Origin of the sequence: Catenuloplanes atrovinosus, assembly GCF_031458235.1 — a bacterium.
Lineage (GTDB): Bacteria > Actinomycetota > Actinomycetes > Mycobacteriales > Micromonosporaceae > Catenuloplanes > Catenuloplanes atrovinosus.
The window spans coordinates 8,125,880-8,151,456 of sequence record NZ_JAVDYB010000001.1 but is presented as its reverse complement, the minus strand read 5'-3'; the positions used below and the strand labels follow the sequence as shown (position 1 = coordinate 8,151,456).

The window sequence follows — 25,577 nt, the reverse complement described above, 5'->3', positions numbered from 1 at the left end:
CGGGCGCCGCCGGATGTCCGGCATCAGCCGGTTCGCGCCGGTAACGCGGGTGGTAAGCAGAGCAAAGGCGGTCAGGCGGCCTCGATGGTGAGGACGAAGAGGGCGCCGTGCGGCTCGACCGGCCGGTACCGCACGCTGCCGCCGTTCGCCTCGGCCAGGTGCCGGACGATGAACAGGCCCAGGCCCGCACCGCGCATGAAGCGGTCGAACAGCGTGGGCACCAGGTGCTCCGGCACGCCGGGACCGTGGTCGCTGATCTCGATGACCAGTTGGTCGCCCTCGCGGCGCGCGGTCAGCCCGATCGGCGGCCGGCCGTACTTCACCGCGTTGCTGAGAATGTTGAGCAGGATCTGCCAGAGGTGCCCGCGGTCGGCCAGCGCGACCAGGCCCGGGTCCACGTCCACCTGCACCGGCGGCGCCGTGGGCGGCAGGTTGCCGATCGCGGTCTCGGCCACGTCCAGCACCGGGACCGGCGTGCGGCGCGCGGTGACCTTGCCGGCGTCCAGGCGGAACAGCAGCGTCAGGTCGTTCATCATGCCGATCAGGCGCCGGGTGTTCTTGTCGATCTTGGTGCTGAGCTCCAGCCGTACGTCGTCGGTGAGGTCGTCCCAGTCCACGGTCAGCAGCTCCGCGAGGCTGGCGATGGAACTCAGCGGCTGTGCCAGCTCGTGCGACACCATCGACATCAGGTCGGACTTGAACTCGACCGCCCGCTGCAGCCGCTCGTTCGCCTCGATCAGCTCCGCGTTCGTGGTCTCGGTCTCGGCGGCGTGCGCGGCCACCGCCTCCTCGGTCCGCTTCCGCCCGGTGATGTCGACGTAGGTCACCACGTACGCGCGCGGCCGTCCGCCCGGCCCGGGCAGCGGCGCCATCGACGCCAGGACCGGCACGTTCTCCCCGTTCGGGCGGCGCAGCACGGTGTCGCCGCCGGATGGTTCCGCGACCTCCAGAGGCGGATCCCACGGGTACGGCGGGAGGTGGCCGATCGCCTCGCGCGGAGTCCGGCCGGTCAGCTCGCACCAGTGCCGGTTGACGTCCAGCACCCGGTGGTCGCGGTCGAGCACCACCACGCCCTCGTTGATCGACTGCAACAGCGTCTCGGTGAACTCCCGCCGCTCCTGCAGCGCGTCCACCAGTTGCTGCTGCACCCGGTCGGAGACGTGCAGCTCGCGGACCAGCCGGGCCAGCACGACCAGCAGCGCCAGGGTGGCCAGGATCGCCGCGCCGGTGATCGCGGTGGCCGGGCGGTCCACCCCCGCGTACACGGCCGCGATCGCCAGCAGGCCCGCCACCACCGGGAACAGCACCAGCGCGAACGCCAGCCGGCGCCCGACCGACGCACCGCGGCTGGTGCCGGTGAGCGCGGCGAGCGGGCCGCGCTGCGGGCGGGCGAAGAGCAGGCCGAGGCAGAGCGTGAGCACGGCCAGCGCGGTGATCGGCGACATGACCGCGTTCGGCCCGGGCCCCTCCCGGTACGCCTGGCCGAAGATCTGCACCACCAGCGCCACCACCGCGATCGTGGCGGCGCCGAGCCCGAGCAGGTCGGCCGCGCCCGCGGCCTCCGCGCCGACGCCGCGCCGGTCGCCGGCCCGCCGGTCACCGCCCGAGCGCCGGTCACCACCGCCGGCCCGCCGGTCACCGCCGGAGCGCGCGCCCGTCCCGCCGGTGCCCCGCCGGTCCGCCACGGCGGTCTCCGGTGAGGCGCCGGCGTCCGCGGCGGTGACCGTGCCGCTGATGATCGCGGGCGGAGCGGCCGGGGCGGGCGCGGCGGGCGCGGCGGGCGCGGGCTTCGGCCGCCGGTCCAGCGTGATCAGCGCGAGCCCGACCAGGACCAGCGCCAGTGCGGTGGTGGTGGAGGTGCGGCCGAGCGGCGCGTCGTGGATGCCGAGGAAGTCGAGCGCGGTCGCGCTGAGCCGGCCCGGCCCGAACAGCCGCGCCACCAGAGCGGCGGCGCCGGCCAGCACGGTGACCGCGCCGAGGAACCGGCCGGCCAGCCGGGACTGCGGGTGCGGCCGGCTCGGGGCCAGGGCGATCAGGCCGCAGCCGGCCGCGGCGAGCGCGACCGCGACCAGTGGCGCGGGGGTGCCGGGCCCGAAGAGCGCCCCGGCCGCGGGTCCGTCGCCCCAGGTGAGCAGCGTGACCATGCCGAGCGAGGCGACGGCGACGCCGGCACCGATAGCGAACGCGCCGTGGAGTCGGCGCCCGTACTGCGGGATATCCACCGCCGAAAGCTCCTCATAAACGGACTAAGGGAGCCTATCAGGCAATTCGCGTTCCTGACGCGAAAAGCGCACCGGGCCCGCGGTGGGCCCGGTGCGCTTCCGGTGGTCTGAGTTCGCTGGTTACGCGGTGCGGGACGAGCCGGTCCAGGCGAAGCCGGCCTCGACGAGCACCCGGTTCGCGGTCTTGGCGATCTCGCCCGCGTGCCGGTTGGCGTGGTGCCCGCAGAAGGAGAGCTCGCCACCACCGGAGAGGCGCACGCCCACCTTCGCGGCCGCACCGCAACTGTCGCAGCGCTCGGTGACGGTGTTGACGATCTCCACCTGAGTGGGGTTCTGCAGTGCGTTCATGGCGTAGGCCTCCTTGGTCGGTCGAGCGATGCGTCGGCGCGGCCTGGTGGCCCGGACGAGGTCAACATCGGTCTCCGTTCCACCCGTTTTAGCGCGGCACCCTGCTCCTCACCAAGCCGCTACCCCGGGCGAGCGCCCGTGGGGGTGGCCGGATGCGACGCCCGCCACATGTTGAACCACGACACCCCGGCTCAACGGCGTCAGGACGTACCCGTGCGGGGTCTTGTCCCGGCGCCGTCGAGGCGCTACCGGAGCGCAACCCAGCGGGTCCCCGGTCGCGACGCCGGCCGTCGAATCTGGTTCTCGTCGGCGGCCAGCAGGGCCCCGGCTGATGAGAGGGAGTTCATGACCGCGTTCCACCGCACCGGCCGGCGCATTTCCGGTCTCGCCATCGCCTCCGCCACCGCCGCCGCGTTCGTCGCGCTCACCGGCGTCGGCGTGGCCCAGGCCGCCCCGGCCACCGGCACCGTCCTCCAGGAGGGCGCACCCGGTGCGATCAAGGACAGCTACATCGTGGTGCTGCGGGACTCGGTCGCGACCGGCCGGTCCGCCAACGCCGCGAACGCCGCGGGCGACCTGGCGAAGCGGTACGGCGGCACGGTGCGCAAGTCCTTCACCTCGGCCGTTCGCGGGTTCACCACCCAGATGTCCACCACGGCGGCGCGGCGCCTCGCGGCCGACCCCGCGGTCAAGTACGTCGAGCAGGACCGCCGCGTCACGATCAGCGGCACGCAGACCGCCCCCACCTGGGGCCTGGACCGGATCGACCAGCGCGACCTGCCGCTGTCCCGCACCTACACCTCCCCGTCCGCGGCGAACGTGACCGCGTACGTGCTGGACACCGGCGTGCGGATCAGCCACCGCGACTTCGGCGGACGCGCCCGGCACGGCTGGGACTTCATCGACAACGACGCGGTCGCCGACGACTGCCAGGGCCACGGCACGCACGTCGCCGGCACGGTCGGCGGCGCCACGTACGGCGTCGCCAAGGACGTCAACCTGGTCTCCGTGCGCGTGCTCGACTGCAACGGCAGCGGTTCGTACTCGCAGATCATCGCGGGCGTGGACTGGGTCACCCGGAACGCGGTGAAGCCGGCCGTGGCGAACATGAGCCTCGGCGGCTCGGCCTCCGCGGCGCTGGACGACGCGGTGCAGCGCTCGATCAACTCGGGCGTGACGTACGTGCTGGCCGCCGGCAACGACAACAAGGACGCCTGCACCGGCTCCCCGGCCCGGCTCCCGGCCGGCATCACCGTCGGCGCCACGGACGCCAACGACGCCCGCGCCTCGTTCTCGAACTACGGCAGCTGCCTGGACCTCTTCGCGCCCGGCGCGAAGATTACCTCGACCGCCCGGTCCGGTGACACCAGCACCGCCACGATGAGCGGCACCTCGATGGCGGCCCCGCACGTCGCCGGCGCCGCCGCGCTGGTGCTCGGCACGAACCCGCAGGCCACGCCGCAGCAGGTGCGGGACGCGCTGGCCGGCTCGGCCACCACCGGCAAGGTCACCAGCCCGAACGGCTCGCCGAACCGCCTGCTCTACACCGGCACGGCCACCACGCCGCTGGCGGTCACGCCGGTCACCGCGCCGGTGACCGCCACCTGCGACCGGTTCGAGTCGCTGACCGACGTGGCGCTGCCCGCGTCCTCGAAGATCTCGGTCGCGAACTGCGGCTCCGCCTCCGCCAAGGCCTCGGCCAAGAGCACCGTGCAGGTGTCGGTGCGCCAGAACACGCGCGGTGACCTGCGGATCCAGCTGACCTCCCCGAACGGGAAGATCTGGAACCTGAAGCCGGCCGCCGGCACCGGCAACCTGCTCGCGACCTGGAACTTCGACGCCTCGACCGCGGTGAAGAACGGCTCCTGGACGCTGACGGTCAAGGACGCGCAGGGCCGCACCGGCGCGCTCGACTCCTGGACCCTGACCATCTGACGTACCGCCCTCACGGCCCCGTCGTCCCACCCGGGACGGCGGGGCTTTCGCGTTCCCCAGCAAACCCCGAAAAACGGATATAACCTAATCATTCGTACGGTCGGAGGAGGGTGCGATGTCGCAGGACGTGCAGTCGCGGCCGCTCACGGTCCTCGTCGTCGACGACGAGGAGGATCTGCGCGACATCATGCGCCGCATGCTGGAGCGCCGGGGCTTCACCGCGCTCACCGCCGGCGACGCCGACGCCGCGATCGGCGCCTGCCGGGACCACGACGGCGGCATCGACCTGCTCGTGACGGACCTCAGCATGCCCGGCGTCACCGGGCGCGAGGTCGCCGAGCAGGCCGCCGCGATGCGCCCCGGCCTGCGCGTCATCTACGTCTCCGGCCTTCCCAAGGAGGTCGCGGTGGACAAGGGCATGGTCGACGAGAGCGCCCGGCTGCTGCAGAAGCCGTTCACCACGAGCGCGCTGATCGAGGCGGTCAACGACGCCCTCAAGGACGAGGAGTGACGAGCCCTCACTCCCCGGCCGCATTTGCTCTGCTTACCTGAACAAATCACCCCAGACGGAACGCGGCCGCGACGCGCCTCGCGCGCGCCGGCGGCACCTGACCGGGATGGCGTGCGGCGCCCGCGGTCCTCGTCCGGCCGGCCGACGGGAGCGCCCGTGGCGCCCGTTTCGACCGGCCAAGCGAACCGGCACCGGTCACTGGGCAGCAAGCACAACAGGGCGGCGCCGTTCCGCCAAGTAAGCAGAGCGAACCGGCACCCGCCCGCAAGCACGTGAGCAGAGCAAAGCCGCCCCCGGCCCGGGTAGGTAGGCAGAGCAAAGCCACTCGCGCGGGCAGGTAAGCAGAGCAAAGCCACTCCCGGCCCGGGCAGGTAAGCAGAGCAAAGCCACTCCCCGCGCGGGCAGGTAAGCAGAGCAAAGCCACTCCCGGCGCGGGCACGCACGCAGAGCGAAGCGGCACCCGCCGCGCGCAGGTAAGCGCAGCAACGTGGCGCCACCCGCGGGCAGGTAAGCAGAGCAAACGCTGCGGAAACGCGTGAACCCCGGCCCGAGAGGGGGCCGGGGTTCACGCGGATGGGATGTGGGTCAGGACCTGCCGGTGGGGCGGCTGCCGTTCTTCGGCATCCGCTCGGTGTTCGCGTCCGCGGCGGCCAGGTCGATGCTCGGGTCCACTCCCATGCCGCCGCCGACGCCTTCGCCGGGGCGGCGGGTAGCGCCGGTGGCGCCGGTGCCGGTGACCGCGGTGGTGGCCGTGGTGGGGCCGGTGGTGGCGATGGCGGACGCGACGGCGCCGGTGCTGGTGTCGGAGGTGGTGTGCGAGGTCGTCTGGGAGGGCTTGGCACCGCTGACCCGGCCGGCCGGCTGGGTGATCGGCTCGGAGCGGCGGTTGCGCATCATGGCGGGGCTGGGCGTCGCGATCGATCGCTGGTTGCCGCGCTTTGCGTCGGTGCCGATGCCGGAGCCGGGGCCGAGCGGGGGGCGGGTCAGGTTCTCGGAGAGCGTGCCCGCGGTGGTGACGCCGGGTTCGTCGACGCCGTACGTCTGGTTGAGGCCGACGTTCATGCCGGCGTCCGTGCCGGCGCGGCCCATGGTGGTGGCGAGCGGTACGCCGGACGCCTGGTGCGGGCTGAATCCGGCGTTCTCCATGAGGCGTTTGAAGCTGGTGAGGTCCGCCTTGAGCCGGCGGCTCAGCGAGTCCTGCGCGTGCCGGTCGCTGGGCATCAGCGCGGCCACGTCCGCGTCCAGTTGCGCGATGATCTGGGTGCGTTCGGCGGTCATCGGCTTCAGCGTGATGACCTCGGAGAAGGCGGGCCCGTTCGTGGCGCGCCAGGCGACCAGCTCGTCCGGGCGGCACTCGGTGATCTGCGCGTCGAACTCCCGTCGCCGGCCGTCCAGGTCCATGATCCAGTGGGTCTTGGTGCTGGACAGCTGGGTGACTTCCTGGACGCCGCTCATGAACTGCGGATAGTTCTCGAAGTGCGACAGCTGCTCGTAGACCGCATGCAGTGGCGCGCCCACCTCGATGGCCTGCTTCACGGTGCTCATCGGATCCTCCAACGGCTAGGAGATCACCCCGGCCCGGGCAGGGGGCCGGTTCCCCTGAGCCTAGCCAGGGAAAGTGAGCAAAAGCCGCGAATCGGAGAACCCGGCGGGGCTCAGAGCGTGGCGACGTACTGCCAGCGGCCGACCTGCGCGGCGTAGCGGGCGTCCGACGCGGCGGCGACCGTCACGCCCGCGTCGAGCAGGCGGCGGACCAGGGCCGCGGACGGGGTGCGCCAGGCCTCGCTGACCTCGACGGTGGCGTGCGTGACGCGGCAGCCCTCGACCAGGTGGGTGAGCAGATACGCGTCGATCTCGTCCTCGGAGATGCCGATCTGGTTGAGCAGGCTCAGCGGGCGGGACAGCCGGGCGGGCGCGTACCGGGCGGCGCGCTCGACGCCGCGGACGGTGGCCTCGACCGCGCGCTCGATCACGTCCGCGCGGCGCACCGAGCCGGCCGCCAGCAGGCCGCGGACCTGCTGTGGCGTGGCCGGGCCGGCGGCGAGCGGCAGGCGGCTCAGCGACACCGAGATCGCGTCCAGGCCGCCCAGGTCCGGCGGCCAGGCCAGCCAGCCGTCGGCGCGGATGATCTCGATCTCGGCCGCGGCGGAGAGCCGGATGTCCGTACGCTGCTGGGCGCGGCGCACCGAGTCGCCGTAGGCGGGCAGCCAGGTGCTGTCCGGCCCGGCCTGGTCCGCGAACGTCAGCGAGGTGAGGCCGGCCCGGTCGGCGGCCATCACGACCACGCCGACGCTGTCGCGTCCCGCGGAGAAGCCGGTGTGGACGTGCGCGTCGGCGCACAGGTCAAGCATCGGCGTCGCCTCGACGGCGGCGGTGCGCTCTGCGCTCACGGTGTGCTCCCTGCGTCTGGCCCGGGCGCCGCCGATCGGCGCCTTCGGAGGGGCGACTCCCGCCCGAGATGACAATCGGCTCGGCGTGTAGTGGCCGTGGGTATCGCGCAGGTGCAGTCCGGTTACTTGACCTCCCTTCACAGACGTTCGGGGGTACGGCGCGCGTGCGCCGTACCCCCGAACGGTGTGCTGGGTTTCTCAGCCGATGCGGAAGCCGTTCACCAGCGCGCGCAGTTCCTCGGCCGTGCGGGCGACCTCCTGGCTGGCCAGGTTGGTCTGCTCGACGCCCTCCATCGAGTGCGCGCCGGCCTGGGAGACCTCGGCGATGCTTCCCGCGATGCGGCTGGCGCCCGCGGCGACCTCCGCGATGCTGCGCGACATCTCCGCGGTGGTGGCGGTCTGCTCCTCGACCGCGCTGGCGATGGTGGTCTGGTAGTCGTTGATCTTCGCGATGACCTCGCTGATCCGGTTGATCACCTCGACCGCGCCACCGGTGTCGGCCTGGATCGCGGCGACCCGGGCGGAGATGTCCTCGGTCGCCCGCGCGGTCTCCTGGGCCAGGTCCTTGACCTCGGAGGCGACCACCGCGAAGCCCTTGCCCGCGTCACCCGCGCGCGCGGCCTCGATGGTGGCGTTCAGCGCCAGCAGGTTGGTCTGCTCCGCGATCGAGGTGATCAGCTTGATCACGTTGCCGATCTCCGCGCTGGACTCGCCCAGCCGCTCGATGCTCTGGGTGGCCAGCGCGGCCTCGCTGACGGCCTGGCCGGCGATCTGCGCGGCCTCGTTGGTGTTCTGCGAGATCTCCCGGATGGACAGGCCCATCTCCTCGCCGCCGGCCGCGACGGTCTGCACGTTGCGGGAGATCTCCTCGGCCTCCTGGGACGCGGCGGAGGTCTGCCCGTTCGTATCGCGGGCCGCCCCGGCGATCTCCGAACTGGTGGCGGAGAGCTCGGTGGCGGCGCCGGCCAGCGTGTTCGCGTACGAGGCCATCGACTCCATCGCGTGCCGCATGCGGTCCACCGCCTGGTCCAGGCCCTGCGCCATCCGGCCCAGTTCGTCGTGCGAGCCGATCCCGGCCCGGACCGTGAGGTCGCCGCCGGCCAGCGCGTCGACCACCTCGCCGACCCGGCGCACCGGCGTGAGGATCGACCGGACCAGCGGGACCGCGAGGCCGACCAGCAGCGCCACGCCGGCGGCGGCCACCAGCAGCATCCACAGCCGGGTCGACGCGACGGTGGCGGCCATGTCGTTCTGCTCCTGCGCGATCGCGGCGTCGAGCAACTCGTGGATCGCGCCGATCTCGTCGTCGACCACGTTGTTCTGCTCCGCCACCTGGTCGTAGGAGTCCCGCACGCCGGCCGGGTCCTGCACCGCCCGGCCCACGAAGTCGGTGATGAACGCGTTGAAGTCGGTCACGCTGCCGGAGAGCTCCTCGATCCGGTCGTCGATGTCGCCCGGCACCTCGTACTGCTCCGCGGCCGCCAGCGCGTCCAGCGCCGACTGCACGTCCTCTTCGGTGTCCCCCGTGGTGTCCTCGCCGGAGAACGCGCGGTACGCGTCCACCTTCAGCTCGCTCTCCCGCGTGTCCAGGTGGTTGAGCGCCGCCTTGACCGCGGTGAAGGCGCGGACCGTCTCGGCCTGCTCGGTCAACCGGCCCTGCGACCACATGCCGATCCCGGTGACGGAGGCCGCGACCACGACACCGGACACCACGATCACGGAGAGCCGCTTCCCCACTCCCACGTCTGCCAGACCAGCCATAGGGACCTCCTAGTCGAGGGCGGGCACCGAGGGGGAGGCACCGCACATGGGCCACATCGGCGGGGTGGCGACCGTCATGAGCCAATCCAGCGGCTTCGTCGGTCAAAGCAGGGGTTTAGGCGGATTTCCCGGTCGCGACGGCGGTGCGCCCGCGGTGCCGGCCGGGTGCGCGGCGCCCGCAACCGGACCGCACTTCGCGGGCACCGGCGCGGCAGCCCGCGCCCGGCAACCTTCTCTCCCGTGCCCCTGCCGCCCGGCGGGGCGGGAGGAGGAGCCTTGCCCACGAAACGCAACCGGCGCCGCGCCTCGGCGGCCGCCATCGCCGGACTCGGCCTGCTGGTCGGCGGCATCGCCACCGCGACCGCGAGCCCCGCGGAGGCGGCGTCCTCGGTCTCCGGCACGGTCAGCACCGGCGGGCTCGTGCTCAACGTCCGCAAGGCGGCGAAGACCGACTCCGCCCGGATCGGGACGCTCCAGGAGGGCACCAAGGTCAGCATCGTGTGCCAGGAGAAGGGCACCCGGGTCAACGGTACGGTCCGCGGCACCGACCTGTGGGACCGGCTCGCCGACGGCGGCTACGTCTCGGACGCGTACATCAAGCGGCCGGCCACCGCGCTGCCGGTCTGTCCGCTGCCGAAGCCGAGCCCGAGCCGCACCACCGAGCGCCCGGCCTCCCCCGCGTGGGTGCTGCCGGTCGCGGCCGCGATGAACAGCGCGTTCCGTACGCCGCAGCGTCCCACGCACAACGGCATGGACCTGGCCGCCGCCAAGGAGACCCCGGTCAAGGCCGCGCACTCCGGCACCGTGATGCGGGTGCTCTGCCAGGTCTCGATCGGCACCTGCGACACCGACGGCGGCCTGACCGTGAGCGGCTGCGGCTGGTTGGTGGAGATCCGCGACGAGGCCGGGATCGTCTCCCGCTACTGCCACCTGGTGCGCCGGCCGGTCGTGGTGCCGGGTCAGAAGGTGACCGCGGGCGACCTGGTCGGGCAGGTCGGCTCGTCCGGCCACTCCACCGGCCCGCACCTGCACTTCGAGATCCACACCGCGTTCCCGGCGACGCCGCAGAACGCGGTCGACCCGTTCCTGTTCCTCAAGGAGAAGGGCGTCCCGGTCCGCTGACCGTACGACGAAGGGGCCGGACACCATCCGGTGTCCGGCCCCTCGTGTCGCTCAGGCAGATGTCAGTCGGGCTTGCGCAGCGCTCCGGCGAGCGCCTCCACCGCGCTCTCCGCCGGGGACGCGGCCTCGCGGTTGGCGGTCTGCAGCTCCCGGTAGATCTCCTCACGGTGCACCTGTACGGTGCGCGGAGCGCGGATCCCCAGCCGGATCACCTCGCCCCGCACCTCCAGTACGGTGATGACGATGTCGTCGCCGACCATCACGCTCTCTCCGGAGCGCCGGGTCAATACGAGCATGCGACTTCCCCCTCCATGGTTGGACGCACTGGGCCGGTTCGGGCCCCTGGGCCGCGGCGCTCCGCCGGGCTCACCCCGCGATGGCGAGCTCCGCGCGCACCGGCAGACCGGATCCGCTGAGCACGGTCTGCATGCCGCGGCGGTTGCCCCGGTCGATGACGATCGGCGCGAGCAGGTTCGCCGTGGCGTGCGCGGCGCTGTCGCCGGCCGTCACTACCAGCAGGACCATCAGGTCCTCCGGCTTCGGGGAGCCGAGCATCTCGGCGGCTTCGTCGTCGATCTCCGGAGCGTAGTCCGGGAAGAACGGCGACGGAGGCATAACCAGGAAACGCAGGTCGGCGTCGTCGACCGACCTGAGCGAGTAGAGCAGTCCGTTCTCGTCCAGCCGGACCAGGACGAACTGCCGCTTGTCCGGGAAACCGGGCATCGGAGAGACCAGGTCGATGATCGGCAGATCCAACAGGTCTGCGTTCATCTCTTGCTCGATCGTGCGCGCGGTCATGACTTCCCTCGATCGTTCTCGGTGGGCAATGAGCTTTCTGCTAGCGCAGGAAATCCATCAGCGAGGGCTGGATCACCTTCGCGGTCGCCTGGAGCGCCGCCTGGTAAGCCGTCTGCTGCAACTGCATCTGCATGATGGTGTTGGGGAGGTCGATGTCCTCGATCTCCGAGAGCTGGCTCTTCACGTTCAGCAGCCGGTCGTCGGCGGCGGTGCGACTCGTCTCGATGCGGTTGTACCGCGCACCGACGTCGGCCAGATTTGTCTTGATCGTACCAATCGCGACGTCGAGATTCTGAAGATCGGCGTCAAGGCCGGCGGTGTTCGACGAGCGCAGATTGTTCGCGATCGAGTCGAGCACGGTGAACAGCTGCGAGCCCGAGCCGTTGGCGCCGAAGACCTGCGCGCCGTTCGCGTCCACCTGGACCTTGGAGTTGTCGCCGACCGTGCGCATCACCGTGCCGGCGTCGCCGATGAAGGAGCCGGCCGCGTCGAACGCCCGCTCCCCGGTGGTGGTGCCGCCGAACACCGGCCGGTCCAGGTACTTGGTGTTCGCCACGCCGATCAGCGAGTTCCGGAGGTTCTCCACCTCGGCGGCGAGCGCGGCGCGGGCGTCGGCGGTGCTGGCGGTGCCGGCCGACATGCCCTGGAGCACCAGCTCGCGCACCTTCCCGGTCTGGGACAGCGAGCTGGTCAGCGCGGTGTCGATGACGCCGAGCCAGCCGAGCCCGTCCGAGGCGTTGCGCGAGTACTGCTGGACCGCCCGCGACTCGCCGCGCAGCTGCATGGCCGAGACCGTGCCGGTCGGCGAGTCGGACGGGCGGCTGATCTGCTTGCCGCTGGAGAGCTGCTCCTGCAGGTTGCCGACCCGGGTCAGGTTGCCCTGCAGGTTCGCCAGCACCCGGTTGGTGATGGCACCGTCGGTGACCCTCAGCTGCATCGCCATCTGACTGGACCTCCTAGACCGCCATGCGGTTGATCAGCACGTCGAGCATCTCGTCGACCGCGGTGAGCACCCGGGACGCGGCCTCGTACCCACGCTGGTACGTGATCAGCTGGGTCATCTCCTCGTCCAGGTTGACGCCGGCGAACGACTCCCGCGCCGCGTCGGTGTCCCGGGTGACCACGGACTGGATCGCCTGGCGGCGGTCGACGGACTGCGCCTCCACGCCCAGGTTGGCGATCATCACGGCGTACGTCTCGCCCGGCCCGCCCGCCGTGGTCGCGAGGTCGGCCAGCGCGTCGGCGTTCGCCGCGTCGAAGGTGCCGGACGTCGAGGACGCCGCCACGAAGTCCGGGTTGTCGAACGCGACGCGCAGGGACTCCGCGGTGGTGCCGGTGAAGAATTCCCGGCCGCCGGCGCCGTCCAGGCCGTACCCGCCGGTGTGCAGCGCGTTGACCGTGTTCGCCAGGTTCGCGGCGACGCCGTCGAGGGAGTTCGCGTACTTCGGGATGGTGGTGGTGAGCGTGTCCTGGATCGACGCGAGCGTGCCGCCGACCTGCGCCGCCGTGCCGGAGTCGGCCCAGCGCACGGCCACGCCGTTGGCCGGGTCGGCGGTCTGGTTCTGCAGCCGGTCCGCGCCGGTCACCCGGATCTCCCGGGCGGTGACGCCCTGCACCAGGCCGGACCCGCCGAGGTAGACCGCGGCCGTACCGTCGGCCTGGATGCTGGCGGTCGAGCCGGTCAGCTCGGAGAGCTTCATCAGCTGCACGTCGCGCTGGTCGGCCATCTCGTTGACCGGCAGGCCGGCCGCGGTGGCGCGCTGGATCGTGGTGTTCAGCTGGGCGATGTTCTTGGCGAGCGTGTTGACCTCGGTGGCGTACGCCTCGGCCTGGTCACGGTTCGCCTTCCACTGCGCGCCCAGCGCGTCGTAGGCGGAGCGGACGCCGTCGACCACGGTGTTGCCCTGCTGGATCAGCGCGGTCCGGATCGCCCTGTCGTTCGGGTTGTTCGCGACGTCGCTGAACGCGCCCCACAGCTCGCCGAGCTGGTGCTGGAGCGCGGTGTCGCTCGGCTCCGCGAACGTGTTCTCGATCGTGACGAACTGCTGCTTTTGGTTGGTCAGGTACGCGCTGTTCGCGCGCTCCTCACGCCCGCGCCCCTCCAGGAACTCGTCCCGGGTGCGGCGGATGTCGGAGATGGAGACGCCGTTGCCGATCCCGTCCGAGGTCGACCACATGGTCGGCAGCGTGTTGCCGCTGGCCGAGGTCATCTGCACGCGCTGCCGGGTGTAGCCCTCGGTGTTGGCGTTCGCGATGTTCTGCCCGGTCACGTCCAGCGCGCGGCGCTGGGCGTAGAGCGAGCTGAGCGCGGTGGTGATGCCGGAGAAGGTACTCGCCATCAAATCGCCTCATCCACTAGGCGGGCACGGTGGCCGACGGACACGGACTGACCCTTCGAGCCGTACGTCTCGACGGAACCGGCGATGATCATCATGGTCTCGCGCGCCGCGCGCTGCCCGGCTGAGAGCAGGTCACGGTTGGTGGCGGCAAGACCGCTGATCTCCGCGGTGAGGGTCAGAAATGACTTACGGTGTTCATGGAGGAGGTCGCTCCACGGCGCGGCCGCCGCGTCGGCGATCTCTCCCAGGCTGGCTTCGGCCGGAAGCCCGAGCTCGACCGCGGCCGCCTGCGCGTGGGCGGCGCGGATGACCTCGGTCTCGCGCATCTGCTCGAGGACCATCTCGACCTCGCGGGTGGCGTGCGCGAGCCACCGCGAGCGGCCGGAGGCCAGCAGCACCTGCTCCTCCTCGAGCTTGAAGAGCAGCAGCTCCATCAGCTCCCGGGTTCGCCACAGGACGCTGGACAGTTCGATCAAGCTCACGCGCGCCTCCCGACTGCCGGACGATGTCCCCTGTTCGTCCTTGCCCGTCGGCAGCACAGGACCGCCCATGAGGGGTTTCGACCTGAGGATTCCGGGCCGGATGCAACCAAATGGCAACCGTAAGTCACGGACACAGCACCCTGAGTAACAGAGAGTTTCTCTTGTTCACGGTGAACAGCCCGCGCGCGCGTGGGCCTACGCCTGAGGGGGAATCTCCATGACCGCCGTCGCCGCAGCCACCGCTGCGAACGTCGCCACCGCCCACGAGCAGGAACATCTGATCCGGGAACACATCCCGCTCGTCGGCCACCTGGTCCGCGACATGCTCAGCCGGGTGCCCTCGCACGTCAATCGCGACGACCTGACCTCGGCCGGCCTCGCCGCGCTGGTCACGGCCGCGCGCGGCTTCGATCCGTCGCGCGGCATCCCGTTCGCCCGGTTCGCCGCCACCCGCGTGCGGGGCGCCCTCCTCGACGAGCTGCGCCACCTGGACTGGGCATCCCGGTCCGTACGGTCCCGGGCCCGGAAGACCGACACCGCGCGCCAGGAGCTGACCGCCACGCTCGGCCGCACGCCGACCCAGCAGGAACTGGCCGGGTTCCTCGGCATCGCGGTGGACGAGCTGAAGGAGGTCGAGGACGACGTGCAGCGCGCGGTCGTGCTCAGCCTCCAGGGCTTCACCACCGGCGCGGCGGAGGACATGGTCACCGAGCGGACCGCCGGCCCGGAGGACCTGCTGCTGCACCGCGAGCGGATCGGCTACCTGCACAACGCGATCGCGGCGCTGCCGGACCGGCTGCGCACGGTGGTCAACGGCTACTTCATGCAGGAGCGGCCGATGGCCACGATCGCGGCCGAGCTCGGCGTGACCGAGTCGCGGGTGTCCCAGCTGCGCGCGGAGGCGCTGACCCTGCTGCGGGACGGGCTCAACACGCACCTCGACCCGGAGCTGCTGGACCGCACCGACCGCAAGGACGGGTGCGTGGCCCGCCGGCGCGCCACCTATTACCAGGAGGTCGGCTCGCTCGGAAACCTGCACACCCGGCTGGCCTTCACCGATCATCACGGGGTGCCGATCGCGATAGCGGCCTGAGCATCAGAGGTGGCTGCTCTACCCCGGGCCCGCGGGCGCCGGATCGGAAAGCCAGAAAGTCTCTCGTGAAATCTCAAGAGCGGGACCGGCACGCCGAATAGTCATGGCGTACGGCGCACGGAAGTGCCGCACACGGACCCGATATCAAGGAGGAATTCAAAATGGGTCTTCGCATCAACCAGAACATCGCCGCGCAGAACGCCTACCGGAACCTGTCCGTCACCGACGGCCAGATGTCCAAGTCGCTGGAGAAGCTGTCCAGCGGTTTCCGGATCAACCGGGCGGCCGACGACGCGGCTGGTCTGAGCATCAGCGAGGGCCTGCGCGCCCAGACCGGTGGCCTGAAGGTCGCCGTTCGTAACGCGCAGGACGGTATCAGCGTCGTGCAGACCGCTGAGGGTGCGCTCACCGAGGTGCACAGCATCCTGCAGCGTATGCGTGACCTGTCCGTGCAGGCGTCGTCGTCCGGTTCCAACGACACGGACGCGCGTACCGCCAGCAACACCGAGTTCCAGGAGCTGGGCAAGGAGCTGGACCGGATCGCGAACACCACCAAGTTCGGGTCCCAGAAGCTGCTCGACGGTTCCTACTCCGGCGACTTCCAGGTGGACTGGAAGGACGTCACCACCACGGGTGGCAAGTTCCAGGTGGCGATCACCCAGGCCATGGACTCCACCGGTCTGGGCGTCGGCGGCCAGGACCTGGTCGCCGCTGGTGGTGCCGACACGGCCCTCGCGGCCATCGACACCGCCATCACGAACGTCTCCACCACCCGTGCGACGCTCGGTGCTTACCAGAACCGCCTCGAGCACACGATCAACAACCTGAACGTGTCGGTCGAGAACCTGTCGGCGTCGGAGTCGCGTATCCGTGACACCGACATGGCCCAGGAGATGGTCTCGTTCACGCGGGCCCAGATCCTGTCGCAGGCTGGCACCTCCATGCTGGCCCAGGCGAACCAGGCCCCGCAGGGCGTTCTGTCGCTGCTCCGCTAAGGCCACACAACAACTTAATGAACTGAAAATCGCTTCGCACAATCGAATAGGTGGGGGCGGCTGGCAGACGGCGCCGGCCGCCCTCATCCCATGAAGTTTCATTCCCTACCTTCGGAGGGGACTGCACCGTGACCACCAGCGTCAGCGGCCTCGTCAGCGGCATGGACACCAACTCGCTCGTCACGCAGCTCATGCAGGTCGAGGCGGTCGGTCAGACCCGGCTGAAGTCCAAGGTCAGCACGGAGGAGAAGGCGGTCACCGCCTACCAGTCCGTGAACACCAAGCTGGCCGCGATCGAGACCGCGGCCGACGAGCTCGGCAAGCTCGCCACCTGGCGCTCCGCGAAGGCCACCTCCAGCAGCAGCACCGTCACCGCCACCACCGCGAGCGCGAACACCACGCAGACCGGCACCGTCACGTTCGACGTGATCTCGCTGGCCAAGGCGCAGGTCTCCACCACGCGCGCCGTGAGCACCGGCGACGCCACCAGCCACAGCAGCCTCACCATCACCAAGGGTGACGGCACCCAGTCCAGCGTCGACATCTCCGCGGACCGCTCGCTCGCCGGCATCGCCAGCGCGATCAACGGCGCCGGTCTCGGGATCAAGGCCACCGTGGTGGCGCTGGAGGGCGGCGAGAGCGTCCTGCAGCTGAGTTCCACCAAGGCCGGCGTCGCCAACGGCTTCACCATCGACGGCGGCTTCGACACCGAGGTCAAGACGCCGACCGCGGCCACCGACGCGAAGCTCCAGGTGGGCGGCGCGGACGCGGACGGCGGCTACGCGGTCACCAGCACCAGCAACACGTTCGGCAACCTCATCACCGGCACCTCGATCACCGTCACCAAGGAGGGCGAGACCGGCGTCAGGGTCGACGTCGCCTCGGACACCTCGGCGATCACCGCGAAGGTGAAGTCGATGGTGGACGCGATGAACGGCGCGTTCTCCGAGATCAACAAGCAGACCGCGTACAACACCTCGGCCAGCAAGTCCTCCGCGGCGGCGCTGACCGGCGACTTCTCCGTGCGGCAGATCAGCCAGAAGCTGCTCGGCACGGTCAGCGGCGGGTTGGACGGCTTCGGCAGCCTCTCCAAGCTGGGCATCTCGCTCACCCGGGACGGCACGGTCTCCTTCGACGAGACGAAGTTCAAGGCCACCTACGAGGCGGACCCGGACGCGATCAAGACGGCCACCACCTCGTACGCCACCAAGGTCAAGGAGCTGTCGGACGCGTCCCAGAACGGCGTCACGGACGTGATCAACGGCCGCAAGTCGCTGATCGACAACATGAACGACCAGATCAGCGGCTGGGACGTCCGCCTGGCCGCGCGCAAGCTCGCGCTGACCCGGCAGTTCTCCGCGATGGAGACCTCGCTCAGTTCCTTGAACAACCAGTCCAGCTGGCTGTCCGGACAGCTCGCCAGCCTGTAGGGGGATGACCCGAGATGACCAGCCCGGCCCTGCGGAATCCGTACCTCAACGACTCCATCAACACCGCCTCGCCCGGGCGGTTGCTGGTGATGCTCTACGACCGCCTGGTGCTCGACGTGGCACAGGGCGAGGAGGCGCTGCTGGCCGGCGACCGGACCACCGGCTCGGACCGGCTCCAGCACGCCCAGGAGATCATCATCGAGCTGCGCTCGACGCTCGACATGTCCGTCTGGTCCGGCGCGGCCGGACTGGCCGCGCTGTACGCGTACTGGCTGACGGAGCTGATCGGCGCGAACGTCAGCGGTGACGCCGCCCGCGCCCGGCTGGTCCGGGAGCAGATCGAGCCGGTCCGGGACGCCTGGCGGGAGGCGGCCGCGCAGCCCGCGACGGCCGGCTGAGCAGAGCCATGAACACCCCACACGGCACGGAGGAGAGCTGGCGGTCGGCCTGGACGGAGGCGCTCGACCGCCTGGAGCTGGACGTCGCCGCCGTGGAGACGCTGCTGGCCGACGTGCACCGGATCGACGACGCGCCGGTGGTCGACCCCTGGTCGCCGCCGGAGGGGCTCGGCCCGCTGCCGCTGGACCTGCGGCCGCGCGCGGACGGCATCCTGCGCCGGCAGACCGCGGCCGCCCAGGAGCTGGCGCAGCGCCTGGTCGGCACGCGCCGGCAGGTGGCCGCCGTGGCGAAGGTGGAGACCCGCGACTCGATGCCGTCCCGCCCGGCCTACCTGGACTGCGCCATGTGAGCCGTACCCACCATGAAGTGCCCTTCGTCCCACGGATCCGAGTCTCGGGTCCGTGGGACACGTTTCTTGACAACTCGATAGCGCGAGATCCGAGGCCCGCACCCGGACGGCTACCGACGCGGCCTCAAGCCCGGCCGTGCGTGGCCGATGGGAAGGACACGAGCACGGATCGCTCGGGCACCACGCGCCAGGGACCGGCGGCCACGCGAGGGGAAAGGAGTCGCTGCCGTGTTCGACGATGTCACGTCGTCCGCGCTGCGCATCGCCGTGAACGGGCTCGCCGCCCGCCAGAAGGCGATCGCGAACAACATCGCCAACATCGAGACGCCGGGCTACCACGCCCAGAAGGTGAAGTTCGAGGAGGCGCTCTCCCAGGCCGTCGATTCGGGCCGGCCGGCCCGCGTCGCGCCGTCCGTGGACCGGTCGCTGGAGCCGACCCGGCTCAACGGCAGCAACGTCAACCTCGACGAGGAGACGCTGTCGCACGTCGACACGTCCATGCGGTACCAGCTCACGCTGCGCGCGCTGGACAGCAAGTACGGCCTGATCAGCACGGTTCTCAAGGGCTGAGGGGGTAGCAGATGAGCACGTTCAACACGATCGGCGTCGCCAGCACCGGCGTCACGGTCTACCGCAAGTGGCTGGACGCGGTGTCGGACAACGTCGCGAACATGAACACCGTCACCCGTACGTCCGAGTCCGCGTTCCGCGAGCGCTACGTCATCGCGCAGGAGGCCGGCGACGGCAACGGCGTGCAGGTCGGTGGCGCCGCGTTCGGCAGCGCCGAGGGCCGGCTGGTGCACGACCCGAACCACCCGCTCGCCGACGCCGACGGCTACGTGCGCATGCCCGACATCGACCTCGGCTCCCAGATGGGCCAGCTGGTCATGGCACAGCGCGGCTACCAGGCCAACCTGTCCGTCGTCGAACGCGCCAAAGACTCCTACAACGCCGCGATCCAGCTCGGGAAGGGCTCCTGATGACATCTCCTATTTCCGGCATCTCCGGAATCGGCGCCGCGCTGCCCATCGCACCCGTCGCGCCGTCCGCGCCGTCCTCCACCCCGGCCGTCTCCGGGCCCAGCGAGAGCTTCGCCTCGATGCTCACCGACGGCCTGGAAAACCTTCAGAAGGTGCAGGGCCGTGCCGATGAGCTGGCTGTACAAGCCGCTAACGGCACTCTCTCGGATCCCGCCGCCTACACGATGGCCAGCACCGAAGCGGCGCTGGCGACGCAGCTCACCGTGGCAGTCAGGAACAAGGCCGTTGAGGCCTTCACAGAGATCATGAGGATGCAGGCTTAATGCAGAAGAACCGGCTTCCGGCGCCCGTCCGCCGCCTGACCGACTCGTTCTCCTCCTTCACCACCGGCCAGAAGGCCGTCACGATCTTCGCGGTCCTCGCGCTCGCCATCGGCGGTTACTTCTTCGCCACGTGGGCCGCGAAGCCCTCGTACGCGATGTTGTTCAACAACCTCTCCGGTGAGGACGCGAGTTCGATCGTCGAGAGTCTGACGGCCGCGGGCGTGGAGTACGAGCTCGCCGACGGCGGCGCGACCATCATGGTTCCGCAGGACCAGGTGTACGACCTGCGGATTCAGATGAGCGGCGAAGGCCTGCCGGCCGACTCCGAGTCCGGCTACAAGCTGCTGGACGAGCAGGGCATCACCACCTCGGAGTTCATGCAGCACGTCGGCTACCAGCGGGCGCTGGAGGGCGAGCTCAACAAGACCATCGGCGCGATCGACGGCGTCCAGGCCGCGACCGTGCACCTGGCGATCCCGCAGAAGGACGTCTTCTCCGACGACGCGGAGAAGCCGACCGCGTCCGTGCTGATCGCCGCGCAGGGCAACACCCCGCTGAACAGCCAGCAGGTCCAGTCGGTCGTCCACCTGGTCGCGTCCAGCGTCGACGGCCTCGACCCGACCGCGGTCACCGTGGCCGACTCGTCCGGCAAGGTGCTCTCCGCCGGCGACGGCAGCGCGGTGGGCGCCGGCAGCGGCGACTCCGACCAGCGGACCGCGGCATTCCAGACCCAGATGAACAACAAGGTCCAGGCGATGCTGGACACGGTGCTCGGCCCGGGCAACTCGACCGTCACCACCACCGCGGACCTGGACTTCGACAACACCGAGACCCGATCCACCAAGTACAGCTACGACCCGACCGTGCCGGCGCTCTCCGAGTCCAACAGCCGGGAGACGTACTCCAACGGTGGCAACACCGCGGCCGGCGTGCTCGGCCCGGACAACATCCAGGTGCCGAACGGCGCCGCGGGCGCCGGCGGCAACTACGAGGCCACCGACAACACCAGGAACAACGCGGTCAACAAGGTCGAGGAGGTCCGCAAGGCCGCCGGTGGCTCGCTCAAGAAGCTCAACATGGGCATCATCATCAACAGCAAGGTCGCGGGCGGCATGGACCCGGCCGAGGTGGAGAGGCAGGTCGCGGCCGCGGTCGGCATCGACACCGCCCGCGGTGACACGCTCGCCGTGTCGGCCGTGCCGTTCGACACCACGGCCGCGGACGCCGCCGCCGCGTCGCTGGCCCAGGCGACCACCGCGGAGAAGCAGGCCACGTACCTGTCGCTGGCCAAGACCGGCGCGGTGGTGCTGATCCTGCTGATCCTGGTGTTCATCGCGTGGCGCGCCGGCCGCCGGGCCCGCCGCCAGCGCCTGACCGAGGAGGAGCTGGCCCGCCTGGCCGCCGAGGAGGAGGCCGAGCGCGCCCGGCGCGCCATGATGAGCACGCAGGTCGAGATCGAGCGCGCCAACGACCAGCACGCCGAGGACCGCGCGATGCGCCAGAAGGAGATCGAGCGGATGGTCGACGAGCAGCCCGACGAGGTCGCGCAGATGCTTCGCGGCTGGATGTCGGAGCGCCGCTAGGGAAGTACGGGCCCGGCCGGGTACACACCCGGCCGGGCCCGCCGCGTTGTCGCTGAACGAGGGGGTGCCGGGTGGCGAGCGGAACGATGACCGGCCTGCGCAAGGCCGCCGTGATGCTGGTCCAGATGGACAAGGAGCGCTCCGCCAAGCTGCTGGCCCAGCTCAAGGAGAGCGAGGTCGAGGAACTCTCCGCGGAGATCGCCCGGCTGGGCCGGGTGGAGGCGGACACCGCGGACACCGTGCTGGACGAGTTCCACGCGCAGATCACCGTCCGGCACGCCGGTCAGGGTGGTCTGGAGTACGCCCGGGAGCTGCTGGAGGCGTCGCTCGGCCCGGAGCGCGCCTCGATGATCCTGGACCGGCTGAACGCGTCGATGACGGACATGCCGTTCAACTTCCTCAGCCACGCCGACCCCCGGCAGGTCCTCTCCTTCCTCCAGCACGAACACCCGCAGACGATCGCGCTGGTCCTGGCGCACCTGCCCTCCACGCTCGCCTCGCAGATCCTCTCCGGCCTGGACGCGAACGCGCAGTCCGACGTGGCGCACCGGATCGCGAAGATGGACCGCACCTCCCCCGAGGTCATCCGGCAGGTCGAGATCGCGTTCGAGCGGAAGCTCAGCACCGTGCTGCAGCCGTCCGAGCTCTCCACGGTCGGCGGCCTGCAACCCCTGGTGGACATCATCAACCGCTCGGACCGCGGCTCGGAGCGGCTCATCCTGGAGGGCCTGGAGGGCCGCGACCCGGAGCTGGCCGAGGAGATCCGGCGCCGGATGTTCATGTTCGAGGACATCAAGACGCTGGAGGACCGCGCGATCCAGCTCATCCTGCGCCAGGTGGAGTCGAACGACCTGGCCACCGCGCTCAAGGGCGTCGCCACGGAGGTCCGCGACAAGGTCGTGCGGAACCTGTCCGAGCGCGCCCGGGAAAACCTGCTGGAGGAGATCGAACTGCTCGGCCCGGTCCGGCTGCGGATGGTCGAGGAGGCGCAGACCAAGATCGTCCAGGTCATCCGCGCGCTCGAGGACTCCGGCCAGATCGAGATCCAGCGCGGCGGTGATGACGCGGATGAGCTCATCGCCTGATCCGGTCATCCGGGCGGAGAACGCCGGGCACGTCTCGGCCGCGCGCTTCGACATCGACCTACGGCACGAGGTGCCGGTCCCGCCGGAGGCGGTGGAACGGGCCCGGATCGCGGCCCGCACCGCCGGCTACGCCGAGGGCTGGGCGCAGGGGCAGCAGGCGGCCTCGGTCGCCGCGCACGCCGCCCGCGACCAGGCCGAGGCCGCGCACCGCGCGTTCGAGGCGACCCGGCAGGCCGCGCTGAACTCCGCGATCGCGGCGATCGGGCAGGCGGTGGCGAGGCTGGACGCGCGGATCGTACCCACGCTGAACGACCTTCAGGAGACGGTGCTGGCCGGCGCGCTGGAGCTGGCCGAGGCGGTGATCGGCCGGGAGCTGGCGATCACGCAGAACGGCGGGCTGGACGCGATCCACCGCGCGCTGGCGATGGCGCCGCCGACCGGCGACGTCCGGGTGCGACTGCACCCGAACGACTACCAGAACCTGCTGAACACCGCTACCGGCGGCGAGTTCACTTATGAGGGCCGGGTGATCCGGATGCAACCCGACCCGGGCCTGCGACCGGGCGACGCGGTCGCCGAATGCGGTCCCACGACGATCGACGCCACCATCGCGGCCGCGATGGCGCGAGTGAGGGAGGTGCTGGACCTGTGAGCACGGCACTGCGAAACCGGCTGAGCTCCGCGGTACGCGCGGCCCGCCCGATGACGGTCGGCGAGGTCACCGGCGCGGTCGGGCTGCGGGTCACGGTCAGCGGCATCGGCGCGCGGGTCGGCGACCTGCTGCAGATCGGCGGCGACGACGAGCCGATCCTGGCCGAGGTGGTCGCGCTGGAGGGCGAGCGGCTCAGCTGCCTGCCGCTGGGCCCGATCACCGGCATCGGCACCGGCGCCCCGGTGGTCAACACCGGGGCGCCGCTGCAGGTGCCGGTCGGTCCCGACCTGCGTGGCCGGGTGCTGGACGGGCTGGGCCGGCCGATGGACGGCGGCCCGCCGCTGCGCGGTGAGCGGGTCAGCATCGACGCGGTCCCGCCGTCCGCGCTGGCCCGGCAGACCGTGGACCGCCCGATGCCGCTCGGCGTCCGGGTGCTGGACACGCTGATCCCGCTCGGCCGCGGCCAGCGGATGGGCATCTTCGCGGGCTCCGGCGTCGGCAAGTCCTCGCTGATGAGCATGATCACCCGCGGCTGTGACTGCGAGATCGCGGTGATCGGGCTGATCGGCGAGCGCGGTCGCGAGGTGCGCGAGTTCCTGGAGCGGGACCTGGGGCCGGAGGGGCTGGCGCGGTCGGTGGTGGTGATCGCCACCGGTGACCAGCCGCCGCTGGTGCGGCTGCGGGCCGCGTTCGTGGCGACCCGGATGGCGGAGTGGTTCCGCGACGAGGGCAACGACGTGCTGCTGATGATGGACAGCGTCACGCGGACCGCCATGGCGCAGCGCGAGGTCGGCCTGTCCGTCGGCGAGCCGCCGGCCACCCGCGGTTACCCGCCGTCCGTCTTCGGCATGATGGCCTCGCTGCTGGAACGCGCCGGGCCGGGCGCGGTCGGCAGCATCACCGCGCTGTACACCGTGCTGGTCGAGGGCGACGACCACAACGAGCCGATCGCGGACGCGGCGCGCGGCATCCTGGACGGCCACATCGTGCTGGACCGCAAGCTGGCCACGTCCGGGCACTTCCCGGCGATCGAGGCACTGGAGTCGATCTCCCGGGTGGCGAACGTGGTCACCACGCCGGAGCAGCGCGCGCTGGCCACCCGGCTGCGCCGGCTGCTGGCGGCGCACCGGGACGTGCGGGAACTGGTCGAGATCGGCGCTTACGTCCCCGGCACCAACCCGGACGCCGACCTGGCCAACGCCATGTGGCCGCAGATCCTCGCCTTCCTCCGGCAGAGCCTGGACGAGCCGACCCCGGCCGAGCACTCCTGGGCCCTGCTGAATTCCCTACTGAACGCCGACACCCTGCCGATTGAAGGAAGGTCATGATGAACCGCCGCCACTTCCGCCTCGCACCGGTGCTCCGCGCTCGTCAAGCGCAGGAAGACGCGGCGAAGGGCGAGCTCGTCCGCGCCCGGTCCGCCGAGCGCAGCGCTCAGGACCTCGCGAAGCGGGCCTCGCTCGACCTCGTCGGTGCGGACGCGCCGACCGAGGGCACCGCCCGGGCGATCGTCGCCGCCCTGGTGGCCCGGCAGGCGCTCGCCGCCAACCTGGCCGCCGCGGAGGCGAAGGTCGTCGAGGCCGGTGAGTTCACGGCACTGCAGCAGCAGCAGCTCGCGGATGCCGCCAAGCGGCGCCGCGCGGTGGAGCGGCTGGCCGAGCGGCACGCCGAGGCTCGCAAGGCCCACGAGATGGCAAGTGACCAGAAGGCGATCGACGAACTGGCCGTGACCAACGGCCAGCGGGCCTCGGCCCGGGGAGCCAGTGCGTGATTCAAGGCATCGCGAACGTCCAGCAGCGGATCCAGCAACTGCAGACCCAGCTAGGCCTTAATCCGACCGTCACGAATCCGGTGGTCGTCAGCACGTCCGGTGCCACCGCCACGGGTGGCACCAGCTTCGCCTCCGCGCTCACGGCGGCGGCCGGTCCCGCGCCGGCCACCGGCGGCGCCACCGGTGCCGGCGTGGTCGACGCGGCGAAGAAGTACCTCGGCGTTCCGTACGTGTTCGGCAGCACGAACCCGGACAAGGGCCTGGACTGCTCGTCGCTGGTCCAGCGCGCCTACGCCGACCTGGGCGTGAAGCTTCCGCGGATCGCCGCCGACCAGGCGAAGGCGGGCACCGCCGTGCCGAGCCTCGACCAGGCCCGGCCGGGCGACATCCTCGCGTTCAACCGTCCGGTCGACCACGTCGGCATCTACCTCGGCGACAACAAGATGATCGCCGCGCCGAAGCCGGGCGACCACGTCAAGATCCAGAAGGTGTACGAGACGCCCAGCACCATCCGCCGCGTGCTCGACGCCCCGGTGGCCGCCGCCCCGTCCGCCGCCTCGGTGGCCGGGCTGCGGGCCGCCGCGCTCGGCACCAGCCCGTCGCTGAGCGGCGTGCCGTACGCGGACCTGTTCACGCAGGCCGCCGCGAAGCACGGTGTCCCGGCGAAGCTGCTGGCCGCGGTCGCGAAGGTGGAGTCGAGCTACAACCCGAGGGCGGTCAGCCCGGCCGGGGCACAGGGCCTCATGCAGCTGATGCCGTCGACCGCGCGCGGTCTCGGCGTCGACAACGCGTTCGACCCGAAGCAGGCCATCGAGGGGGCGGCCAAGCTGCTGAAGTCGAACCTCAAGGAGTTCAAGTCGCTCGACCTGGCGCTGGCCGCCTACAACGCGGGTGGCGGTGCCGTGAAGAAGTACGACGGGATCCCGCCGTTCGCGGAGACCCGCGCGTACGTGCCGAAGGTGAAGGCCGCGCTGGCCGCGCTCGGCTGACCTAAGCCCGAAATATCATC

At 71.1% G+C, this 25,577-nt stretch carries 27 protein-coding genes; 17 read left to right on the top strand and 10 right to left on the bottom strand.

Annotated elements, in window-relative coordinates:
* Positions 1-71: 71 nt before the first annotated feature.
* Positions 72-2,222 (bottom strand): PAS domain-containing sensor histidine kinase, encoded by a 2,151-nt coding sequence (locus J2S41_RS36410; RefSeq protein ID WP_310374935.1) that lies wholly within the window; start codon positions 2,220-2,222, stop codon positions 72-74.
* 120 nt (positions 2,223-2,342) lie between these two features.
* Complete coding sequence (locus J2S41_RS36405) at positions 2,343-2,570, bottom strand: DUF7455 domain-containing protein (protein ID WP_310374933.1); 228 nt, start codon at positions 2,568-2,570, stop codon at positions 2,343-2,345.
* Positions 2,571-2,915: 345 nt separating this feature from the next.
* Between J2S41_RS36405 and J2S41_RS36400 the strand changes: the two genes are divergently transcribed.
* Entirely contained in the window at positions 2,916-4,505 is a 1,590-nt protein-coding gene (locus J2S41_RS36400) for a S8 family serine peptidase (protein ID WP_310374931.1), read from the top strand.
* Positions 4,506-4,620: 115 nt separating this feature from the next.
* Complete coding sequence (locus J2S41_RS36395; protein WP_310374929.1) at positions 4,621-5,016, top strand: response regulator; 396 nt, start codon at positions 4,621-4,623, stop codon at positions 5,014-5,016.
* 585 nt (positions 5,017-5,601) lie between these two features.
* Here J2S41_RS36395 and J2S41_RS36390 read toward each other — a convergent pair.
* The 3 genes from J2S41_RS36390 to J2S41_RS36380 all read right to left on the bottom strand — a co-directional run bounded on the left by J2S41_RS36390 (position 5,602) and on the right by J2S41_RS36380 (position 9,167).
* Positions 5,602-6,561 (bottom strand): SRPBCC family protein, encoded by a 960-nt coding sequence (locus tag J2S41_RS36390; protein WP_310374928.1) that lies wholly within the window; start codon positions 6,559-6,561, stop codon positions 5,602-5,604.
* Positions 6,562-6,671: 110 nt separating this feature from the next.
* The gene (locus J2S41_RS36385; RefSeq protein ID WP_310374926.1) at positions 6,672-7,406 is read right to left on the bottom strand and encodes a hydrolase; all 735 of its coding nucleotides are present in this window, start codon (positions 7,404-7,406) and stop codon (positions 6,672-6,674) included.
* A gap of 198 nt (positions 7,407-7,604) precedes the next feature.
* Positions 7,605-9,167 carry a methyl-accepting chemotaxis protein gene (locus J2S41_RS36380; protein WP_310374923.1) on the bottom strand — a complete coding sequence of 521 codons (1,563 nt, stop codon included), beginning with the start codon at positions 9,165-9,167 and terminating at the stop codon, positions 7,605-7,607.
* Between the two features lie 276 nt (positions 9,168-9,443).
* Between J2S41_RS36380 and J2S41_RS36375 the strand changes: the two genes are divergently transcribed.
* Positions 9,444-10,289, top strand: coding sequence for a peptidoglycan DD-metalloendopeptidase family protein (locus J2S41_RS36375; RefSeq protein WP_310374922.1), 846 nt, complete (start codon positions 9,444-9,446; stop codon positions 10,287-10,289).
* Between the two features lie 62 nt (positions 10,290-10,351).
* Here the strand turns inward: J2S41_RS36375 and csrA are convergent, their stop codons facing one another.
* The 5 genes from csrA to flgN form a co-directional block, all read right to left on the bottom strand.
* A complete protein-coding gene (gene csrA, locus J2S41_RS36370) occupies positions 10,352-10,585 on the bottom strand; it encodes a carbon storage regulator CsrA (protein ID WP_306835669.1) in 234 nt (77 codons plus the stop codon).
* A 70-nt stretch (positions 10,586-10,655) separates the two neighbouring features.
* Positions 10,656-11,060: a flagellar assembly protein FliW gene (gene fliW / locus J2S41_RS36365; RefSeq protein WP_310374916.1), complete on the bottom strand. Its 405-nt coding sequence runs from the start codon at positions 11,058-11,060 to the stop codon at positions 10,656-10,658.
* 67 nt (positions 11,061-11,127) lie between these two features.
* A complete protein-coding gene (flgL, locus tag J2S41_RS36360; protein ID WP_310374914.1) occupies positions 11,128-12,030 on the bottom strand; it encodes a flagellar hook-associated protein FlgL in 903 nt (300 codons plus the stop codon).
* Positions 12,031-12,043: 13 nt separating this feature from the next.
* Complete coding sequence (gene flgK, locus J2S41_RS36355) at positions 12,044-13,426, bottom strand: flagellar hook-associated protein FlgK (protein ID WP_310374912.1); 1,383 nt, start codon at positions 13,424-13,426, stop codon at positions 12,044-12,046.
* Positions 13,426-13,908, bottom strand: coding sequence for a flagellar export chaperone FlgN (flgN, locus tag J2S41_RS36350; RefSeq protein WP_310374910.1), 483 nt, complete (start codon positions 13,906-13,908; stop codon positions 13,426-13,428). The genes flgK and flgN overlap by 1 nt, the downstream gene beginning before the upstream one ends.
* A gap of 217 nt (positions 13,909-14,125) precedes the next feature.
* On the opposite strand from flgN, the gene J2S41_RS36345 reads away from it, so the two are divergent.
* From J2S41_RS36345 to J2S41_RS36280, 14 genes are all read left to right on the top strand, one after another.
* Positions 14,126-15,001: a sigma-70 family RNA polymerase sigma factor gene (locus J2S41_RS36345; RefSeq protein WP_310374908.1), complete on the top strand. Its 876-nt coding sequence runs from the start codon at positions 14,126-14,128 to the stop codon at positions 14,999-15,001.
* Positions 15,002-15,162: 161 nt separating this feature from the next.
* On the top strand, positions 15,163-15,996 hold the full coding sequence (locus tag J2S41_RS36340) for a flagellin N-terminal helical domain-containing protein (RefSeq protein WP_310374906.1): 834 nt from the start codon (positions 15,163-15,165) through the stop codon (positions 15,994-15,996).
* A gap of 128 nt (positions 15,997-16,124) precedes the next feature.
* Positions 16,125-17,426, top strand: a complete 1,302-nt coding sequence (gene fliD / locus J2S41_RS36335; RefSeq protein WP_310374904.1) for a flagellar filament capping protein FliD — start codon at positions 16,125-16,127, stop codon at positions 17,424-17,426.
* Positions 17,427-17,440: 14 nt separating this feature from the next.
* Complete coding sequence (gene fliS / locus J2S41_RS36330) at positions 17,441-17,824, top strand: flagellar export chaperone FliS (RefSeq protein WP_310374902.1); 384 nt, start codon at positions 17,441-17,443, stop codon at positions 17,822-17,824.
* 8 nt (positions 17,825-17,832) lie between these two features.
* Positions 17,833-18,174, top strand: a complete 342-nt coding sequence (locus J2S41_RS36325; RefSeq protein WP_310374900.1) for a hypothetical protein — start codon at positions 17,833-17,835, stop codon at positions 18,172-18,174.
* Between the two features lie 228 nt (positions 18,175-18,402).
* Complete coding sequence (locus J2S41_RS36320) at positions 18,403-18,744, top strand: flagellar basal body rod protein FlgB (protein ID WP_310374898.1); 342 nt, start codon at positions 18,403-18,405, stop codon at positions 18,742-18,744.
* Positions 18,745-18,755: 11 nt separating this feature from the next.
* Positions 18,756-19,154 carry a flagellar basal body rod protein FlgC gene (locus tag J2S41_RS36315; protein ID WP_310374897.1) on the top strand — a complete coding sequence of 133 codons (399 nt, stop codon included), beginning with the start codon at positions 18,756-18,758 and terminating at the stop codon, positions 19,152-19,154.
* A complete protein-coding gene (gene fliE, locus J2S41_RS36310; RefSeq protein WP_310374895.1) occupies positions 19,154-19,477 on the top strand; it encodes a flagellar hook-basal body complex protein FliE in 324 nt (107 codons plus the stop codon). Before J2S41_RS36315 ends, fliE begins: the two co-directional genes overlap by 1 nt.
* Positions 19,477-21,060, top strand: coding sequence for a flagellar basal-body MS-ring/collar protein FliF (gene fliF, locus J2S41_RS36305; protein ID WP_310374893.1), 1,584 nt, complete (start codon positions 19,477-19,479; stop codon positions 21,058-21,060). The genes fliE and fliF overlap by 1 nt, the downstream gene beginning before the upstream one ends.
* Positions 21,061-21,131: 71 nt before the next feature.
* Entirely contained in the window at positions 21,132-22,145 is a 1,014-nt protein-coding gene (fliG, locus tag J2S41_RS36300) for a flagellar motor switch protein FliG (protein WP_310374891.1), read from the top strand.
* Positions 22,129-22,797, top strand: coding sequence for a FliH/SctL family protein (locus J2S41_RS36295; RefSeq protein WP_310374889.1), 669 nt, complete (start codon positions 22,129-22,131; stop codon positions 22,795-22,797). Before fliG ends, J2S41_RS36295 begins: the two co-directional genes overlap by 17 nt.
* Positions 22,794-24,125 carry a FliI/YscN family ATPase gene (locus J2S41_RS36290; protein WP_310374887.1) on the top strand — a complete coding sequence of 444 codons (1,332 nt, stop codon included), beginning with the start codon at positions 22,794-22,796 and terminating at the stop codon, positions 24,123-24,125. The genes J2S41_RS36295 and J2S41_RS36290 overlap by 4 nt, the downstream gene beginning before the upstream one ends.
* Positions 24,122-24,568 carry a flagellar FliJ family protein gene (locus J2S41_RS36285; RefSeq protein WP_310374885.1) on the top strand — a complete coding sequence of 149 codons (447 nt, stop codon included), beginning with the start codon at positions 24,122-24,124 and terminating at the stop codon, positions 24,566-24,568. Before J2S41_RS36290 ends, J2S41_RS36285 begins: the two co-directional genes overlap by 4 nt.
* Entirely contained in the window at positions 24,565-25,557 is a 993-nt protein-coding gene (locus tag J2S41_RS36280; protein ID WP_310374883.1) for a transglycosylase SLT domain-containing protein, read from the top strand. The genes J2S41_RS36285 and J2S41_RS36280 overlap by 4 nt, the downstream gene beginning before the upstream one ends.
* Positions 25,558-25,577: the final 20 nt, after the last annotated feature.